Source organism: Bacillus sp. PK3-067, assembly GCF_056738645.1.
The window spans coordinates 2,293,067-2,311,597 of the sequence record NZ_CP096490.1; the positions used below are offsets into that span (position 1 = coordinate 2,293,067).

General features: G+C 33.7%; 17 protein-coding genes and 2 pseudogenes. 17 read left to right on the forward strand and 2 right to left on the reverse strand.

Annotation, left to right across the window (positions count from 1 at the left end; translation table 11 throughout):
* The first annotated feature begins 8 nt into the window (after positions 1–8).
* The 9 genes from M1D73_RS11930 (at position 9) to M1D73_RS11970 (ending at position 9,248) form a co-directional block, all read left to right on the forward strand.
* Entirely contained in the window at positions 9–1,292 is a 1,284-nt protein-coding gene (locus M1D73_RS11930; protein ID WP_001032277.1) for a PTS sugar transporter subunit IIC, read from the forward strand.
* Between the two features lie 78 nt (positions 1,293–1,370).
* Positions 1,371–1,637 (forward strand): hypothetical protein, encoded by a 267-nt coding sequence (locus M1D73_RS11935; protein WP_001021962.1) that lies wholly within the window; start codon positions 1,371–1,373, stop codon positions 1,635–1,637.
* 22 nt (positions 1,638–1,659) lie between these two features.
* Positions 1,660–2,832, forward strand: a complete 1,173-nt coding sequence (anmK, locus tag M1D73_RS11940) for an anhydro-N-acetylmuramic acid kinase AnmK (RefSeq protein ID WP_000274978.1) — start codon at positions 1,660–1,662, stop codon at positions 2,830–2,832.
* Positions 2,829–3,722: a BadF/BadG/BcrA/BcrD ATPase family protein gene (locus M1D73_RS11945; protein WP_000876589.1), complete on the forward strand. Its 894-nt coding sequence runs from the start codon at positions 2,829–2,831 to the stop codon at positions 3,720–3,722. Before anmK ends, M1D73_RS11945 begins: the two co-directional genes overlap by 4 nt.
* Positions 3,723–3,859: 137 nt before the next feature.
* On the forward strand, positions 3,860–4,408 hold the full coding sequence (plsY, locus tag M1D73_RS11950) for a glycerol-3-phosphate 1-O-acyltransferase PlsY (protein WP_000610869.1): 549 nt from the start codon (positions 3,860–3,862) through the stop codon (positions 4,406–4,408).
* Between the two features lie 70 nt (positions 4,409–4,478).
* A complete protein-coding gene (locus M1D73_RS11955; protein WP_000523055.1) occupies positions 4,479–6,062 on the forward strand; it encodes an aminotransferase class V-fold PLP-dependent enzyme in 1,584 nt (527 codons plus the stop codon).
* A 74-nt stretch (positions 6,063–6,136) separates the two neighbouring features.
* Entirely contained in the window at positions 6,137–7,138 is a 1,002-nt protein-coding gene (gene tdcB / locus M1D73_RS11960) for a bifunctional threonine ammonia-lyase/L-serine ammonia-lyase TdcB (protein WP_000632959.1), read from the forward strand.
* 231 nt (positions 7,139–7,369) lie between these two features.
* Positions 7,370–7,840, forward strand: a complete 471-nt coding sequence (locus M1D73_RS11965) for a MarR family transcriptional regulator (protein WP_001030904.1) — start codon at positions 7,370–7,372, stop codon at positions 7,838–7,840.
* Between the two features lie 172 nt (positions 7,841–8,012).
* Positions 8,013–9,248: an MFS transporter gene (locus M1D73_RS11970; RefSeq protein ID WP_121868310.1), complete on the forward strand. Its 1,236-nt coding sequence runs from the start codon at positions 8,013–8,015 to the stop codon at positions 9,246–9,248.
* Between the two features lie 152 nt (positions 9,249–9,400).
* Here the strand turns inward: M1D73_RS11970 and M1D73_RS11975 are convergent, their stop codons facing one another.
* A complete protein-coding gene (locus tag M1D73_RS11975) occupies positions 9,401–9,730 on the reverse strand; it encodes a YkvA family protein (RefSeq protein WP_000415095.1) in 330 nt (109 codons plus the stop codon).
* Between the two features lie 603 nt (positions 9,731–10,333).
* On the opposite strand from M1D73_RS11975, the gene M1D73_RS11980 reads away from it, so the two are divergent.
* The 4 genes from M1D73_RS11980 (at position 10,334) to M1D73_RS11995 (ending at position 13,332) form a co-directional block, all read left to right on the forward strand.
* The gene (locus M1D73_RS11980; protein WP_000513517.1) at positions 10,334–10,594 is read left to right on the forward strand and encodes a hypothetical protein; all 261 of its coding nucleotides are present in this window, start codon (positions 10,334–10,336) and stop codon (positions 10,592–10,594) included.
* Between the two features lie 172 nt (positions 10,595–10,766).
* Positions 10,767–11,453 (forward strand): MBL fold metallo-hydrolase, encoded by a 687-nt coding sequence (locus tag M1D73_RS11985; RefSeq protein WP_000691158.1) that lies wholly within the window; start codon positions 10,767–10,769, stop codon positions 11,451–11,453.
* A gap of 159 nt (positions 11,454–11,612) precedes the next feature.
* Positions 11,613–11,882, forward strand: coding sequence for a hypothetical protein (locus tag M1D73_RS11990; protein ID WP_000535037.1), 270 nt, complete (start codon positions 11,613–11,615; stop codon positions 11,880–11,882).
* Between the two features lie 73 nt (positions 11,883–11,955).
* Positions 11,956–13,332: a DEAD/DEAH box helicase gene (locus M1D73_RS11995; RefSeq protein ID WP_002164545.1), complete on the forward strand. Its 1,377-nt coding sequence runs from the start codon at positions 11,956–11,958 to the stop codon at positions 13,330–13,332.
* A gap of 1,357 nt (positions 13,333–14,689) precedes the next feature.
* Here M1D73_RS11995 and M1D73_RS12000 read toward each other — a convergent pair.
* Positions 14,690–14,902: a hypothetical protein gene (locus tag M1D73_RS12000; RefSeq protein WP_000033157.1), complete on the reverse strand. Its 213-nt coding sequence runs from the start codon at positions 14,900–14,902 to the stop codon at positions 14,690–14,692.
* A gap of 485 nt (positions 14,903–15,387) precedes the next feature.
* Between M1D73_RS12000 and M1D73_RS12005 the strand changes: the two genes are divergently transcribed.
* The 4 genes and pseudogenes from M1D73_RS12005 (at position 15,388) to M1D73_RS12020 (ending at position 18,529) form a co-directional block, all read left to right on the forward strand.
* Positions 15,388–16,023: a TetR/AcrR family transcriptional regulator gene (locus tag M1D73_RS12005; protein WP_001223581.1), complete on the forward strand. Its 636-nt coding sequence runs from the start codon at positions 15,388–15,390 to the stop codon at positions 16,021–16,023.
* Between the two features lie 64 nt (positions 16,024–16,087).
* Positions 16,088–17,332 (forward strand): MFS transporter, encoded by a 1,245-nt coding sequence (locus M1D73_RS12010; RefSeq protein WP_001111720.1) that lies wholly within the window; start codon positions 16,088–16,090, stop codon positions 17,330–17,332.
* Positions 17,333–17,338: 6 nt separating this feature from the next.
* Positions 17,339–18,049: pseudogene (locus M1D73_RS12015) on the forward strand (ABC transporter permease); the annotation flags it as partial.
* 25 nt (positions 18,050–18,074) lie between these two features.
* Positions 18,075–18,529 (forward strand): annotated as a pseudogene (locus M1D73_RS12020) (nucleoside triphosphate pyrophosphohydrolase family protein).
* Positions 18,530–18,531: the final 2 nt, after the last annotated feature.

An 18,531-nucleotide genomic window follows, 5' to 3' on the forward strand; every position in this document is an offset into this window, starting at 1 on the left:
GAAACGTTATGAATAAGTTTGTCACGTTTCTTGATAAAAACTTATCTGGACCGATGGCAAGGCTTTCTGAGCAGAGACATTTACAAGCAATCCGTGATGGAGTTATTTCGGCGTTACCATTTATTATAGTAGGAAGCTTCTTTTTAATAGTAGCATTTCCACCACTGCCGAAAGATAGTTTCATATCAGTTTGGGCATTAAAGAATCAAACAAGTATATTGATACCATATCGTTTAACCATGTTTATTATGTCTTTATATATCGCATTTGGAATAGGATATAATTTAGCGAAAAGTTATAAGTTAGATGCTTTATCAGGAGCACAGCTCGCGGTATGTTCACTACTTTTAACATTAACGCCTGAGTTAATTGATAAAAAAGGATTCATGCTTCCGATGACAAATCTCGGAGGTCATGGATTATTTGTGACGATGATTGTTTCTATTTTATCCGTAGAGATTTTAAGATTTTGTAAGAAGAAAAATGTAATGATTAAAATGCCAGAACAAGTACCGCCATCTGTATCGCGTTCATTTGAAGCACTTATACCTGCAGCATTCGTTATTATTATAATGAGTCTAGTAACTGTCGTTTTTAGCATTGATTTACACCATGTTGTTGATAAATTAGCAGCACCATTAGTAAAAGCTGGGGACAGTTACTTCGGTGTAATGATTCCAGTGTTTTTAATTACGTTTTTTTGGTCATTCGGAATCCATGGTGTGTCGGTTGTTGGAACTGTTGCTAGGCCATTATGGGAAGTATACCTAGGGAAAAATGGTGAAGCAGTTGCTAGTGGAGCAGATCAGTTGCCATTTATTTCACCAGAGCCGTTATATCAATGGTTTATATGGATTGGCGGTTCTGGTGCGACGTTAGGGCTTGTATTAGCTATGATTATATTTGGTCGATCGAAATATTCAAAAGCATTATCAAGAACTTGTATTGTTCCAGGTATTTTTAATATTAATGAACCAGTCATATTCGGATTACCGATTGTACTAAATCCAATTTTAATTATCCCATTTATCATTACACCACTTGTAACAGCAACTGTTGCATATTCAGCAACTGCGATGGGATTTGTAACACCAACGCATATTATGCCGCCATGGACACTACCTGCTCCAATTGGTGCATATTTAGCAACAGGTGGAGATTGGCGTGCGATTGTATTAGTTTTTATAAATATAGCAATATCATTCCTTATTTATTTACCATTCTTTAAAATGTACGACAAAAATATGCTTGAAATTGAAAAAAATGGTGACGGGGAATCTGTTAATCCTTAATCTGCACGCTGTTATTTTGAGTGATAGACTTTTTGTCTATCACTTCTTTCACATTAAAACTAGAAAGGGGGAAATAGAATGAATATAAAATTTAGTTATAAAGGCGTATTTTTATTATTATTTGGAGTGATTTGTGCAAATTTACTTTTTGTCCCTTTATTAGGCATGCTAAATCTATCACAAATGCATAGTATCTGGCTTGTTACAAGTATTGCGGCAAGCGTTTTGCTTACGGTAGTTGTTTCTTTCATTGATGGATCGTTTGCATCGAAAGCTCAGTTGTTTTTTAGATTTATATTGTTTTCGATTTGTTGTACGTTCGTTACTTACATGATTGTTTTTTAGTAAATAGGAGGTCATGCACGTTATGTATATTGCAGGGGTAATGTCTGGTACTTCATTAGATGGAATAGATGTAGCGCTCGTTCATATAGAAGGAAGTGGTGTAGATTCTAAAATCCAACTCATCCATTTTACTACTGTTCCATTTTGTAATGATATGAAAAATGAGATCCAACAAGCGTTATCAATTGAAACTTCGAATGTCCAACTTATATGTAGTTTAAATTTTAAACTTGGTTTATGCTTCGCCAATGCTGTAAAGGAAGTTTGTAAAGAGGCCAATTTTCCTTTGAGACAATTAGATTTAATAGGCTCTCACGGACAAACGATTTATCATCAGCCAAAGCAAGAAGGGAATATTATTTCTTCAACATTGCAAATTGGGGAACCAGCAGTAATAGCATATGAAACGAACACGACGGTTATCTCGAATTTCCGAACGATGGACATGGCGGCAGGGGGACAAGGTGCACCACTTGTACCATATTCAGAGATTATTTTATATCGGCATCAAACTAAAAATAGACTACTACAAAATATTGGTGGGATTGGTAATGTTACAGTGGTTCCAAGTAAACGAAGTAAAGAGAGTGTTATTGCTTTCGATACTGGACCAGGCAACATGGTAATCGATGAAGTATGTCAAAAATTATTTCATGTACCATATGATCAAAATGGTTGGATTGCAAAGCAGGGGGTAGTTGTAGATGAAATTTTAACATACTGTATGAACCATCCATTTTTGAACATGAAACCACCAAAATCAACAGGTAGAGAACAGTTTGGAGAAGCGTTTGTGACTGAATTATTGAATCAATTTAAAAAGCATAGTAAAGAAAATATATTGGCAACTGTCACGATGTTTACAGCATGTTCAATTGTTCATCATTATAAGGCGTTTATTTTGCCGTATTATGAAATTGATGAGGTGATTTTAGGTGGTGGTGGAAGTTATAATAATACACTTGTTGAAATGTTACGGAATGGATTAAGAGAAGAGAAATGTAGCATATGTATACAAGAAGATATTGGTCATTCTTCAGCAGCGAAAGAAGCAATTGCATTTGCTATTTTAGCAAACGAAACGTATCATCGTAATCCGAGTAATGTGCCGAGCGCAACAGGTGCTAAGAATTCCATAATTTTAGGGAATATAACATTCCCTCCATACGCAAATGAAAATGAGGCGAACATATGAAGTATATGATTGGAGTAGATGGCGGGGGAACGAAGACCGAGGCAATTGCATTTGATAAAGACGGAAATGAACTTGTAAGAGCTACCAGTGGTTTTGGAAACATATTAATAGATTTTGAAGAAGCTCTTGTGCATATTATGGAAGCAATTAATCAATGCCAGAAGAGTTTAATAAATGGGCATTGTGTTTGTGTTTGTTTAGGATTAGCTGGTATAAGCGGAGCGAATACAAATGAATTAACATTACGTTTAAAAAAGAAATACGGAACAAAAATTGAAATTTTTAATGATGCAATGATCGCACATGCAGCTGCTTTAAAAGGTAAGGATGGAATATTAACTATAGGTGGTACAGGTGCAATTTGTATAGGAAAAAAAGGAGAAGTATATCAGTATAGCGGTGGATGGGGACATATTTTAGGAGATGAGGGGAGCGGATATTGGATTGCATTACAAGCTTTAAAGAAAATGGCAATTCAGTTCGATCAAGGAATCAGTCTTTGTCCATTGAGTTTGAATATTCAAAGGCAGTTTCAACTTTTGACACCGTCTCATATAAAAAGCTTAGTATATACTTCTTCTAAAGATAAAATTGCAGCAATCGCCCCATTAGTTATTCAGGAAGCGAGAGATGGCAATGATGATGCGCATGAAATTATGATGCAAGCTGGAAAGGAATTAGCAAGGATTACAGTAAATGTTTATAACAAGTTGAACTTTAAGCACTCAACGCCAATTGCAGTAAGTGGCAGTATATTGCGTTTAGTTCCTGAAATATTTGCTGTATTTAAGAAATGGTGTGAAGAAAGTATGAAAGAAATTACACTCGTATCACAAGCAGAAATGGCAGTGAAAGGAACATATTATTTAATGAGGGATATATATTTTTAAAAATAGGTATGAGAATTTTTGTATGATTTGTAAAAATATGATGTTAAAATGTATAAAGGGATGTATGTTAAAAACGTACAATATACGTAGTAATTGAATATTGTATATGTATTCCCATGTAGAAAGTGAATGATTACATGATTAATAGTATGCAGTTTTTATATTTGGTGGCTTCTTATTTAATTGGAAACATATTGACCGCTTATATAGTAACAAAATTGAGACATAACGTTGATATTAGGGATGAAGGAAGCGGAAATCCTGGCGCAAGAAATATGGGGCGCGTATATGGAAAAGGGTATTTCATTGCTACATTTTTAGGTGATGCAATTAAAGGGGCAATCGTTGTTGCTGTAGCAAAATACCTTTTTGAAGATCCTACATTCGTAATGTTAACATTATTGGCCGTTATTATTGGACATATTTATCCAGTTTTATTTAAAGGCAAGGGCGGTAAAGGTATTTCAACATTTATAGGAGGACTAATCGCATTTGATTATTTGATAGCGCTTACCCTCTTAGGCATTTTTATTGTATTTTATTTAATATTTAAAGGGTTTACGAAGCCAGGACTAATTACGATTGCTTGTTTACCAATTTGTATGATTCTTTATTCTTATTCTATTGTTACCACTATATTAAGTGGAATAATTATTTTACTCATTCTATATGTAAATCGAGAATAAAATGAATGTTTAATAAGTGGGGATAATCTCCACTTATCATTTTTTATTAAATAGATAAAGGAGATAAGGCATGGGGTTAATTTATAAAGTTGCTGATCAAGATTGGGAATTTGAAAGTATACATAAATTAAATTATAAAACTTTTGTAGAAGAGATACCACAACATGAAGAAACGAAAGAACGGTTTCGTATAGATCGGTTTCATATAGAAAATACATATTTAATTTGTTTAGATGAGGATAGATTAATAGGTATGGTCGCAGTGCGGGGAAAACGACCATTCTCGTTAGATTATAAAATTTCAAATTTAGATATTTATTTGCAAGAGCATGGAGAAAAAGTGTATGAAATTCGTTTACTTTCAGTAGAACGTGAATATAGAAATGGAAGAGCGTTGTTAGGATTAATTCGTTTTCTACATCGTTATTTGCTTCTAAATGGATATGAATTAGCACTCATTTCTGCAACAACACGTGAACTAGCTTTATATGAGCAAATGGGATTCAAATCTTTCCATACGTTAGTTGGTACAGAAGAAGCAGCCTTCCAGCCAATGTATGTTACCCCTGCTATGTTTGAAGAGTCGAGTGTTGGGGGGATTATGACGAAAGAATATACGTTTTTACCTGGTCCAGTAGATATTGAAGAGAACGTTCGAAAGGCATTTTCTACGCGACCTATTTCCCATCGCTCTAAGTCATTTCAAGTGATGATGGACAATGTGAAAAAACGGTTACTTCACATGACAAAAGCAAAACATGTACAGCTTATGTTAGGAACAGGGACGTTAGCAAATGATGCGATTGCTTTACAGTTACGTTCTTTAAAAGGGAAAGGACTAGTATTAACAAATGGGGAATTTGGTAATAGATTAGTTGGACATGCAAAACGAGCACGGTTACATTTTGATACGTATAAAAAGGAAATGGGAGATCCATTTATTTATACCGAATTAGAAGAAATTATGACAACTGGAAATTATGAATGGATTTGGTTTGTTCATCATGAAACATCTACTGGAATGTTAAACGATTTAAACGAGCTAAATACTCTTTGTAACGAGAATCAAATGAAACTGTGTGTAGATTGCATAAGCTCAATTGGAGCAATACCATTAGACTTGAAGGATGTGTATTTTGCAAGTGGTGTTAGCGGTAAAGCGATTAAATCATATACAGGAATTTCTTTCGTTTTTCATAACCACATTGTAAAAATAAACGAGGCTGTGCCGGCCTATATGGACATTGGCATGTATGAAGAAAATGAAAGTATTCCATACTCACAATCATGGAATTTAATTTATGCATTGCAAGAAGCGTTGAAGAGATTTGAAGATGAAAAGGCATTTGTAAAAATTAAAGAGACATATGATTATGTTGAAGAAGTTATTACTGATATGGGTTTAAAGCTTGTTTCACCTAAAGAACATGCCGCGCCAATTATACTTACTATTGTATTGAGCGAAGATTATTCTTCTAAAGTAGTAGGCGATACATTAGCATTACAAGGATACATCGTTCATTATGAGTCATCTTATTTACAAAAGAATAATTGGATCCAAATTGCATGTTTAAATCATTATAAAGAACGCGATATGAAGAGGATGTTAAATTGTTTGCAAATGTGTTTATTTCAGAGTGGGGTACATATATAAAGACTTTTTCTTTTCGTATAAAGGAGCTACGACTTACGAAAACTTAGGAATAGAACATTGGAAGAGGTGTCAGTATGATAACTAGAAAACTACCATTACATATAGACGATATTAAAAAAGCTCACAAAATTCTAGATAGAAATGCTCGTAAAACGCCATTAGTAAAATCTTTTTACTTGACTAGTAAAACGGGTGGAGAAATTCATTTGAAATTAGAAAATATGCAATTAACGGGTTCTTTTAAATTTCGTGGCGCATTTAATAAAATGTCGCGGCTCACGGATCAAGAAAAAGAAAGAGGTGTAATTGCATGTTCAGCAGGTAATCATGCACAAGGAGTTGCATTATCTGCTCATTTACTCGGTATTAAGAGTAAAATTGTTATGCCAATTTCTGCACCTCAGGCAAAAGTTGAAGCAACAAAAGGATATGGATCTGAAGTGATTTTACATGGTGAAACCTTTGATGATGCAAAGGTAAAATGTGAAGAAATTATAAGGGAAACAGGTGAAACATACTTACATCCATATGATGATGTAGAGGTAATGGCTGGTCAAGGTACAATTGGATTAGACATTCTTGATGATATGTGGGATGTAGATACTGTCATTGTACCAATAGGTGGAGGCGGAATTATTTCTGGTATTTCTGTAGCATTGAAATCTTTTAATCCATCCATTAATATAATTGGTGTCCAAGCAGATAATGTTCATGGAATGAAGGCATCTTACGATAAAGGAGCAATCGTAGAACACTATGAGGCGCCTACTATTGCAGATGGTTGCGCAGTTAAAATACCAGGTGAATTAACATTTGAAATTGTAAAAGAATTAGTAGATGATATTGTAACTGTATCAGAAAAAGAGCTGGAAGTAGCGATGAAAGATTTATTACAACGTGGGAAAGCTGTTGTAGAAGGTGCAGGTGCATTAGCAACTGCTGCACTTCTTGCAGGAAAAGTTGATAGTTATATAAAAGGGAAAAAAGTAGTAGCTGTTATATCTGGTGGGAACGTGGACTTACAGCGCATATCAAGTGTATGTGAGCACTTTTTTGTCGCTAATGAAGTGAAATAGTTTTATGAAAGAAGAGCTAAGAGAAATGATCTTAGCTCTTACTTTTTGTCTACCGTTTACTGTAAGTAGAAATAAACTTGCAAAATTTGCTGTTTAAAAATTATTTTATTTAAGCGCCTATTTTCACACATATCTTTAATGTTATAATAATTATTTCAATATTGTCGAAACGTAAGCAGAAATTTAATATAATAGTTTTAATGTGCTAATGAGCGGTGAGGAGGGCAGGGCATGAATAAAGAAGAACAGGTCATGAACGGTTTCAGGGAATTATATAATAAGCTGGTTTGGCTTAATAAAGATAAGATGGAAGAGGGTCTTAAAGGTTTTAAGTCTTCTGAAGTCCACTGCATTGAATATATTGAAAACAATGCAGATTCTAACGTGACACAACTCGCAGAGGCTTTTTATGTGACTCGCGGTGCTATAAGTAGAATGACTAAGAAGCTCATACAAAAAGGCCTTGTTGAAAGCTACCAAAAGTCAGAAAATAAGAAAGAAATTTATTTTAGGCTTACCGAACAAGGGAAAGAAATTTATAAAATCCATGAAAATTTGCATAAAGAGTTTCAAGAGCGAGATAAAGCTGTATTTGAACAAGTGACTGAAGAAGAATTCAACAGTATAATTAGCTTTGTGGAAAAGTATAGTAGACATTTGGATGCAGAAATAAAGAAACAAGGTATACATATTAAATCGTAATATATTTTAATAATAAAGTGAAACTTTAATCAGTGGGGGGCTTCATCTCCACTGATTATCAGCCCTCACCAATCGGGCTTTTACGGGCAGCCTTACTCTAATGAGAATAGGCTGCTTTTTTATTATTTTATTTTTGTTGACTAATCAACAAAATTTTTAGGAGAGAAGTTAAATGTCTATATTTAGATCGAAAAATGAAAGGGGAACTGAAAAAAGCATAGATAAACATGCTTTACTATTCGGACTTATTTCTGTATTTCTTTGTGGTATAGGTTTCAGTATCATCATGCCTGTAGTCCCATTCTTAGTACAGCCATATACAAGTAATCCGGAAGAACAAGCATTGGTTGTTACACTACTAACTTCCGTATATGCGGCCTGCGTGTTTTTAGCTGCACCAGTACTCGGAGCTTTAAGCGATAAGTATGGCCGTCGTCCACTACTTTTAATATGCTTATTTGGTTCTGCAATTGGGTACTTAGTTTTTGGAATAGGAGGAGCTTTATGGGTACTATTTGCTGGACGCATAATAGAAGGAATAACAGGCGGGAGCATAAGTACTATCTTCGCATATTTTGCAGACATCATTCCAAAAGAACAGAGAACGAAATATTTTGGATGGGTGAGTGCAGTTGTAGGTGCGGGAACTATCATTGGCCCAACCATTGGGGGGGTACTTGCCAAGTTTGGTGATACTGTACCTTTGTATTTTGGTGCAATCATAACGTTAATAAATGTTGTATATGGGATCAAATATATGCCTGAGAGCCTTGACAAAAATAATAGGTTGAAAGAGATTACGTTTGTAAGGTTAAATCCTTTTGCGCAGCTAGCAAACATACTTTCCATGAAAAATTTAAAGTGGTTACTTGTCTCAGCGTTTTTACTTTGGATACCTAACGGATCTTTACAATCAATTTTCACGCAATTTACAATGGATACTTTCAGTTGGAAACCTGCATTAATCGGACTTATGTTTTCAATTTTGGGCTTTCAAGACATTGTTTCACAAAGTTTTATCATGCCAAAGCTTTTGATCAAGCTTAGTGATAAACAAATAGCAATTCTTGGGATGGTTTCGGAGATTATAGGATACAGTTTTATTGCGGCATCAGCTTTGTTTTCACTCTATCCACTACTTATCATTGGGATGCTGATGTATGGTTTTGGGGATTCAATTTTCGGACCTTCATTCAACGGGATGCTTTCAAAGTCTGTCAGTTCTAGTGAACAAGGAAGGATTCAAGGTGGAAGCCAATCTATTCAAGCTTTAGCAAGAATGATTGGTCCTATTCTTGGAGGACAAATCTATGTATCACTTGGTCATGCCGCACCTGCTTTTATGGGTATGATTCTTATAGTAGCGGCAATAGCAGTTTTATATAAGGGAACGCATGAAACTGTATAACAGATAGAAATAAGAACAAATAAAAGGGTGCCAGAACTTAGGAACAAGTGCTGACACCCTATTTGTTTACGGTTTGAGGACTAAGAGAAATTCTTTTACTGTTTAGGAATTTATTCTGCAATGCTCTCATGGTAAATGACTAGATAGTTTAATTATGCTTGTGCTGAAGTAAATAATGACTCCATCTTTACTTTGCTCTTCTCTCGAATTTCAGCATCTGCGTGTCTCATAACGTATTTATGCGCTACAGCGATTGCTAAAACATCATCTAATAAGCCAATCCCAATAATAGCAGCTATATCTGGAATGAAATCGATTGTTAATACGTAATAAGATAAAGCGGCTAATATTATGAATTTTGCTTTAGTAGGTAATTCTTGCTTTTTCATTGTGTAGAATAAAATAATACTTTCATATACGCTGGATTTACCGAGGTTTACAGAGCTTTTTCTGAACTTTTTCCAAAGTGTCTGTTTCTCCATATAAACACTCCTTTTACAAAAACATAGATTTTTTAAAAGGATGGACAAAGAAGTGAGAGATTAATCAATTTTATTGTTTTTCTTAATTATATATTTCCATAAAAATAGGGGAATACCTGTTCAAAATATTATAATGTGGATTATTTTGAACAGTGTTCCGTTACATAGTATGTGTTCGTTCCAAGTAAAGGTACTACGCAGGTAACGTTTGGTGGTAATACGTATTAAAGTTCATTTTCTACATTAATCTCTGCATTCGTACAATATTGAATTACTTCTAAATAATCTAAGGGTGCATTTATTGATGAGAACTTTTGTAATTCTTAAATAGCCTCTTTACTCGGTGGTGATTCATAGGCTTCTAATGTAATTCTGGTATTAATTGCAAGATTAGCCAATTCATCTAGCATTTCAGGTGTTACTTTGGTTCGAACCATTTTTCCTCTCTTTTCTCCCATTTTTTTAAAAGTTGTCGCTTCGGTGATGGCTTTTTTATTTTCTCAAATGAAGCCGATGAGTTTGAGTTTGAGAATTTTATCGTGGTATTATTTATGTAACAAGGGGATGTTGTAAGAAAAAATACAATTTGAGGGGAAAATGAGAATGGGAATTTATAATTATGAAGCGAAAGAGGATTTGCAAGTAGGAGAAGTTTGTTTAGAACGAGATATTTATGAAATTATAAATTTTTATAAGAAAGGGTCAATAGTTTTATGTGATTCAGTATCTCGTTTCAGTGCGAATTCAGACAGAATGTTTAAAGTGATAAATAGGATAGAAACATATATGCATAAAAATGAAGACTATACATATCAGGTTTCGGATAGACCCAATTTGATTTATGTAGTTGAGCAGGTAAGATAAGGAAGTATCCATAACGGGTGCTTTTTTCTTTGTTATATAGAAATTACACATTAAACGTGAATTCTAACAAAATGGATATTTGGATTCAAATTATTTGTGATGTGTACAGTAAAATGTATGTGTATGATTTAGTTATTATTATGCATTTTATAAGCGGTATGGGGGAAGAAAAATGAAAATAATAGAACTACCAATTGAATTCGAATTTAACGGGCAAAAACAATGTATTTATCCAAGTTTAATTATATTACATAATGAATTAACGTTAGTTGATACAGGATATCCAAGTTTTTTACCTTTAATTGAAAATGCAATATTAAAACATGGATATGAGATGAAAAACTTAAAGAATATAATTATTACCCATTATGATGACGATCATATAGGGGCTGTATATGATTTTAAAGTGAAATATCCAAATATTAATGTTATTGCTAGTGAAATTGAATCTAACTATATTAATGGTGATATAAAATCAGAGAGGTTAGTTCAAGCTGAAGAAATGTTAGAACGTATGCCAAATGAAGAAAAAGAATTTGGCAAATGGTTTATACAACAGTTAAAAAATATAAAACATATTTCCGTCGATGAAAAAGTACATGATGGTCAAATGATTTTGAATAATGAATGTCAAGTAGTGGCAACGCCAGGACATACCTCGGGGCATATTTCATTATATTTTCCGAATTTAGACTGTGTAATTACGGGAGATGCGGCTGTTCAAGAGAATCGTGAGTTAGTAATAGCTAATCCGAATTTTTGTTTGGATATAGAAAAAGCGAAACAGTCTTTAAATAGGATTAAAAGTTTTAAAGCAGCACAGTATTATTGCTATCATGGAGGAAAGCTTACTGTATAAATTAATGAAAACCGGTCTTTCCTAAATCGAAAAGATCGGTTTTTTAGTTCATATATTTTGCGATTTCAACCAAATCAGTAACATTATATTTCGGTAAAATTGAAATATATATGTAAAGAAGAATATATATAATTTGAGCAAGGGTATAGGGGGGAGAAAATGGGTTCGTTATTTGATGTAATAGCAGATATCATTTTATTTTATCCTCGAAATGACATGAAATTGAAACACCATATCGCAAAATTAAGTGAATTAGAGTGGTTTCGAAATCTACATGAAGATCCGAAGTATACAAGTTTAATTTGGAGTAATAGAAAAATTAAGAAGTTCATTTTGTCTTCTACTAACATGGAAACATTAATAAAATCTGAGAAAAAGCAAAAAGAATTTGTTCATCTAGTACAGGATGAATATAAAAAAAGAAGATAAGAATTTTTTTATTTTTCATATTTGGCGAAACAAATGGTACAATGAAAGCTAATGTGAAAAATAAGGAAAAGAAGTGGTCTATTTGAAAAACTTTTTAGAATTAGGAATTAGTGAAACTTTTAATCATACATTACGTGAAAATGGAATTACAGAAGCAACACCAATTCAAGAGAAGGCAATTCCAGTTATTCTGTCAGGTAAAGATATTATTGGGCAGGCGAAAACAGGAACGGGTAAAACGTTAGCATTCGTGTTACCGATTTTAGAAAAAATTGATCCAGAGTGTAGTGATGTCCAGGCTTTAATCGTTGCGCCAACAAGGGAATTAGCCCTGCAAATTACAACTGAAATTAAAAAAATGCTTGTTCAAAGAGAAGATATTAATGTACTAGCGATATATGGTGGACAAGATGTTGCGCAACAGTTGAGAAAATTAAAAGGTAATACACATATTGTTGTAGCAACACCGGGACGATTATTAGATCATATACGCCGTGAAACAATTGATTTAAGTAATCTTTCAACAATTGTATTAGATGAAGCGGATCAAATGCTTTATTTTGGTTTCTTATATGATATTGAAGATATTTTAGATGAGACACCAGGTAGTAAACAAACGATGTTATTCTCAGCAACGATGCCAAAAGATATTAAAAAATTGGCGAAGCGTTATATGGATGAACCGCAAATGATTCAAGTACAAAGTGAAGAAGTAACGGTTGATACAATTGAGCAGCGTGTCATTGAGACGACAGACCGTGCAAAGCCAGATGCACTTCGTTTTGTTATGGATCGTGATCAGCCATTTTTAGCTGTTATTTTCTGTCGTACAAAGGTTAGAGCGAGTAAGCTTTATGATAATTTAAAAGGATTAGGTTATAATTGTGCTGAACTTCATGGTGATATACCTCAAGCGAAACGTGAAAGAGTTATGAAGAGTTTCCGCGAAGCTAAAATTCAGTACTTAATCGCAACGGATGTAGCAGCTCGTGGACTTGATGTAGATGGTGTAACGCACGTATTTAACTTTGATATCCCTGAAGATGTAGAAAGTTATATTCACCGCATTGGCCGAACAGGACGTGCAGGTGGATCAGGTCTTGCAATTACGTTCGTTGCAGCGAAAGATGAAAAACATTTAGAAGAAATTGAAAAAACGCTTGGTGCACCAATACAAAGAGAAATAATCGAACAACCGAAGATAAAACGTGTAGATGAAAATGGAAAACCGGTACCAAAGCCGGCTCCGAAGAAATCAGGTCAAAATCGTCAAAGAGATAGCCGCGAGGGTTCAAGAAGTGAATCAAGACGTGATTCGAGAAATAGCTCGAGAAGTGATTCAAGAAATAGTTCGAGAAATAGTTCTAGAAATGAAAATAACCGATCATTTAATAAGCCAAGTAATAAAAAAGGTAGTACAAAGCAAGGTCAGCAAAGACGTGGCCGTTAAATAGTTATAATTGTAAAAGAGTCGCAAAATATTGTGGCTCTTTTTTTGTTTGTATACAACAAGGATGATGGCAAGAAAAAAACAAAAATTTCATTCACCGTATTTGGAATTTATAAAGGAAATTTTATAGTCCAAAACCATTAGAGCGAGGGTATTACTATCATTCAGCAGAACACTTTGGTTAAAAAAAGGTATTGAAGCGAGCGAGTATTTTCATTACACATTCCGCAATTATCGAAATAGAACAAGAGAAGTTTATGAAGGATTAAACTCGTATTGGTGTACGATCGTTGGAAACTGGAAAACTAATTTGTTAGTTTTGATCGATGAGGAACTCGAGAAGCAACACTGCCATCCTTATGAGGAAATTGCTTACGACGATGAAGGTAATGTAGTGATAATATGCGAAATAAGAAAAAAGGACTAGCAGTCGTACCTGCCGTCCTTTAATAGGAGAAAAAGTAATCTTGTTTAGAACTACGCATAAACAGAAAATCTGCTTGTAATTAGTTTTACCCTAAATATACGTGTCTATACAAAAAAGGGATAAGTAAAAAATACTTATCCCCGGAAGGGAAATCCCAAGCACAAAAATGGCTCGTATTGGTCTGCAGGTTCAAAAGTAGTATATGTAAAACGAAAAATCTCATACAAAAAGCAGACAACGATTTTGGTTGTCTGCCAGTGAGTTCAATGAGTTAGCTAATTGTGATAATTTGCATCCCCATTGCGAGAAGAGTGAAGCTGCTAGTTCAAACAGCTTGTTGGTATTATTTTCGATTTCTTAAAAAATATACAGAGAAAGCAGATAAGTGAAGAACCTACCTGCTTTTGCTGTAACAAAAGAAAGAGGTATTAGCCGTGGACACGGCGGCTTGAAAATAGTATGTATTTTTATTTGAAAAATATTCACGGGGTGAAGAAACGTGGAATGTTTGATAAAGGTGTTTGTGAAATTAATCAGCTAATTAGTAAAACAAAATAGTTATTTGGAAGAAAGGGAAAATGAATATGAGATGAATTGAAGTTGTTGAAGAATTACTTGAAGTGATGAAAGAATGCTTTTGGAACGGAACATCTTTAAAGGGTGATGCTAATGATTTTAATATTGTATCTTGGCTGATTGAAGAAGCGACGCGTAAAACAAAATAAAGATTTCATTTTGTAGTAATGGGGAATAGATAAGATATGTGTACTTATTAGGGGGAAAGTAGATAAAGAGTTCTTTAAGAGGCAAGAACCGGAACAAAATAAAAGAGCGGCTAGCAAAAGCTAACTGCTCAATACAAGGAGATACAGAGAAGACTACTTTAAATGAATGTTGGCATACAGCCTACATACAGTATTGACCGAATATTTATTTTAAATTCAATTTATTTAAAGTAAATATTCCAACAGATAAAATGGTTGCGCCTGCTACAGAACCTAGCCAGTCTCTCCAGCCTAATGTATTTAAAGATGCATCTGTTAAATCCGTAATTAAGAAGATAGCAAACATTAATACACCAAATGCTAAGCATCCCCAAAATGTTTGCAAATATTTAATCATTTTCTTTCGGAACTTGCTCATATAAATTACCCTTATCAATAATTATATTTTTATAAAAAAATTATCGCATGTGCAAAAATTAAAAGTACAAAATATGCAATATTACATATCGGAACTCAACAAAATATTCCATTGATAAGAACATAGATCGAACGGAGGGGAACCGTGTCGTATGAATCAATTGTCATTTTTTGAAGTCATCGATGTAAAGGAGATGCGCTTACTTGTGGTGAAGGAGCTGAAAAACTACAAAGTGTTGTGCGTCTGGATGAAGAATTGAGAAAAATAGGATCAAGCGGAGGGCATCGTTCTTTTCCTAAAATGAAAGGTGACGATAAGAAACATGAGATACGTTTTAAACAAATTGAGCGGACGTTAAAAAATAAAAATTTATAAAGGAAATAGAAAGTATGGTGTTGTATATGTACGATAATAGGAAACTTTTTGCAAACTAAACATATAATTTTAATAGACCGACAGTCGGTCAGGTGGGAAGGAGAACTTGAATGCGAATTGTAAAGGAGTATGAGGAGCGTAGAAAGGAAATTTTAGAAACAGCTGAGCGTTTGTTTCTTACGAAAGGTTATACGAAAACAACCGTAAATGACATTTTAAAAGAAATAGGTATAGCAAAGGGGACGTTTTATCATTATTTTAAGTCGAAGGAGGAAGTAATGGATGAAATCATTATGAGGATTATTAAAGAGGATGTCACTAAGGCGAAAAGGATTGTCTCCAATCCCGATATCCCCGTTTTAGATAAGTTATTTAAAATTTTAATGGAACAATCACCAAAATCAGGAGATGTCAAAGAAAAAATGATTGAACAATTCCATCAACCAAATAATGCAGAAATGCATCAGAAAAGTTTAGTGCAATCCATTATACATTTATCTCCTGTATTAACGGAAGTTTTAGAGCAAGGAATAGAAGAAGGCATATTTTATACTCCATACCCACAAGAAACAATTGAATTATTACTCTCTTCAGCACAAGTCATATTTGATGATGGTTTATTTCAGTGGAAACCGGAAGAAATGATGAGAAGAGCTAAGGCTTATATTAAAATGATGGAAGTATCTGTTGGAGCGAAAGAAGGATCCTTTGATTATATGATCGAGGTTTTAATGAAACAGAAATAGCTTTTTTCTGTTTGGGTGTTATAGACCGGCAGTCGGTCTAGACTAAATGAAGGATGTGATGAGGATGCCAGCAAGTATTCAATCTTCCTTGAAAGATTTTCACTTAATGGTAAGTGGTCAAATTATTACTATTTTAGGTTCAACACTATTACGTTTTGCTCTCTCACTATATGTGCTAGATATAACAGGGCGTGCAGATATATTCGCAGGGTTATATGCGGTAACGAGTATTCCGTTTCTGCTAGCACCTCTTGGCGGAGCAATAGCAGATCGTTTCAACCGCCGTAATGTAATGGTCATTTTTGATTTTATAAACGCTGCTATTGTATTAAGTTTTATAGTTTTGTTATTAACTGAATCGGTATCTATTTTATTGATTGGAACAATTATGTTTTTACTAGCAGTCATTAGTGCAATGTACGCACCAGTTGTAATGGCGAGTATTCCGCAATTAGTTCCAGAGAAAAAGTTAGAACAAGCAAACGGTATCGTAAATGGTGTGCAAGCATTATCTAATATAGTTGCACCTGTACTAGGAGGAATATTATACGGCATAATTGGTTTGAAAATGCTCGTAATAACAAGTTGTCTTGCTTTCTTTTTATCTGCGATTTTAGAAATGTTTATTACAATACCATTTATAAAAAGAATACAGGAAGGCCATATCGTACCGACAATTGTAAAAGATATGAAAGAAGGTTTTCTTTATGTTTTAAAGCAACCTTTTATTTTGAAGGCTATGTTACTTGCAGCTTTACTAAACTTAATTTTGACACCGTTATTTGTTGTTGGAGGACCTATTATGTTACGAGTAACTATGCAGAGTAGCGATACGATGTATGGAATTGGAATGGGATTAATTGATTTTGCAACCATATTAGGGGCATTGTCAATCGGTTTCTTTGCTAAAAAGTTACAGATGAAAACATTATATAATTGGATGCTTATCATAGCTTTATTAGTAATGCCAGTGGCACTATCAGTTACACCGTTTATTCTTAATTTAGGATACTATCCACCATTTATCCTCTTTATACTTTCTTCTCTTCTAATCGCAATGATTATGACAATTGTATCCATCTATGTGATTACTGTAGTCCAAAAGAAAACACCAAATGAAAATCTAGGAAAAGTGATGGCAATTATAACAGCGGTATCTCAATGTATGGCACCAATTGGGCAAGTCGTATATGGTTTTATGTTTGAAGGATTCAGTACGAAAATTTATTTACCTATATTTGCTATTAGTTTCATAATGATATTAATAGCTATAGTGACGAAGAAAATATTAAGAAATGAAGGGAACTAGCTTCATATGATTAGGAGAATGTTAAAAAGAGATTTCTCTAAAAATAAAATGATAATTATCATTTTATTTATGTTTATCAAGTTATCAAGTTTTTAATGGCTAGTGCTTCAAGTAACGTTATAAATCTATGATCGATTGTTTAAAGTATCAAGCGCACCGCACGTCGTACAGATTCATACCGGAGAAATAAATCAAAAGTCAATGGATTCATTTGTAGAAAAAACTCCTTTTGTAAAAAAGTAGCAAACGGCAGAGATGATCCAAGTACAAGTAAACGGGTATAACATTTTTATACAAAATAAAAATAAGGCGAACATAATAGCGTAATAGATATTAGTTCCGTGAAACAAAACGCTAATTTTAATTTTTTATTAGATTATAAATAATAAAGTGATACAGATTAGTAAAGGGGAAATAGGTGTACCGATTTATTTTATGCAAAAATACAATCTGCATATTGGAGATGAAATATGGATTATAAAAAATAATATAGAACAAGAATTTACGATATCAGCATGTGTTCGTGATGTTCAAATGAATCCATCAATCGTTAGTTCAAAGCGATTTGTAATAAGCAATGAAGACTTAGAAAGATTAAAACGAAATTTGGGAGAAAGAGAATATCTTATTGAATTTCAGTTAACAGATGTAAATTAGATAAATGAATTTGAAGATTTATACCAGTCATCGAACTTACCTCAAAAAGGATTAGGAATTTGCTAAATAGGAAGGGGAAAATAAAATGAACGCTATGGAAAACGGTGTATATGAAACAACCAGATTAGTTAGTGAATCAATGGAATGACAAGCTGTAATGAATATCAATCAAATTTGTGAATTAGATCAATATCAAGAAGCGACATTATGTACATGGAATACAAATAACGATTTTGGTAGAGTTGTTTTAAATGCAGCATTAGGGCTTACGGGAGAAGTTGGTGAGGTTGCTGATGTTGTAAAAAAGCAATTTTTCATGGTCATGGATTTGATCCAGCTTATTGTCCAGGAGAAGAAGAAGGAAATACACATAAAATCGCTTTAGAGATAGGGGACATCTTGTACTACATTTCAATCATGTCTCACGAAAGGGAATATACCCTAGGAGATATTGCTCAAATGAATATATCTAAATTAGCAACAAGATATCCAGACGGATTTAGTCGAGAAGCTAGTCAAAATCGTGTAGATGTGAAATGAAA

Coding starts and splice junctions, on each gene's coding strand:
- M1D73_RS11930 (WP_001032277.1), top strand. CDS start 9: ATGAATAAGTTTGTCACGTTTCTTGATAAAAACTTATCTGGACCGATG.
- M1D73_RS11935 (WP_001021962.1), top strand. CDS start 1,371: ATGAATATAAAATTTAGTTATAAAGGCGTATTTTTATTATTATTTGGA.
- anmK (WP_000274978.1), top strand. CDS start 1,660: ATGTATATTGCAGGGGTAATGTCTGGTACTTCATTAGATGGAATAGAT.
- M1D73_RS11945 (WP_000876589.1), top strand. CDS start 2,829: ATGAAGTATATGATTGGAGTAGATGGCGGGGGAACGAAGACCGAGGCA.
- plsY (WP_000610869.1), top strand. CDS start 3,860: ATGATTAATAGTATGCAGTTTTTATATTTGGTGGCTTCTTATTTAATT.
- M1D73_RS11955 (WP_000523055.1), top strand. CDS start 4,479: ATGGGGTTAATTTATAAAGTTGCTGATCAAGATTGGGAATTTGAAAGT.
- tdcB (WP_000632959.1), top strand. CDS start 6,137: ATGATAACTAGAAAACTACCATTACATATAGACGATATTAAAAAAGCT.
- M1D73_RS11965 (WP_001030904.1), top strand. CDS start 7,370: ATGAATAAAGAAGAACAGGTCATGAACGGTTTCAGGGAATTATATAAT.
- M1D73_RS11970 (WP_121868310.1), top strand. CDS start 8,013: ATGTCTATATTTAGATCGAAAAATGAAAGGGGAACTGAAAAAAGCATA.
- M1D73_RS11975 (WP_000415095.1), bottom strand. CDS start 9,730: ATGGAGAAACAGACACTTTGGAAAAAGTTCAGAAAAAGCTCTGTAAAC.
- M1D73_RS11980 (WP_000513517.1), top strand. CDS start 10,334: ATGGGAATTTATAATTATGAAGCGAAAGAGGATTTGCAAGTAGGAGAA.
- M1D73_RS11985 (WP_000691158.1), top strand. CDS start 10,767: ATGAAAATAATAGAACTACCAATTGAATTCGAATTTAACGGGCAAAAA.
- M1D73_RS11990 (WP_000535037.1), top strand. CDS start 11,613: ATGGGTTCGTTATTTGATGTAATAGCAGATATCATTTTATTTTATCCT.
- M1D73_RS12000 (WP_000033157.1), bottom strand. CDS start 14,902: ATGAGCAAGTTCCGAAAGAAAATGATTAAATATTTGCAAACATTTTGG.
- M1D73_RS12005 (WP_001223581.1), top strand. CDS start 15,388: ATGCGAATTGTAAAGGAGTATGAGGAGCGTAGAAAGGAAATTTTAGAA.
- M1D73_RS12010 (WP_001111720.1), top strand. CDS start 16,088: ATGCCAGCAAGTATTCAATCTTCCTTGAAAGATTTTCACTTAATGGTA.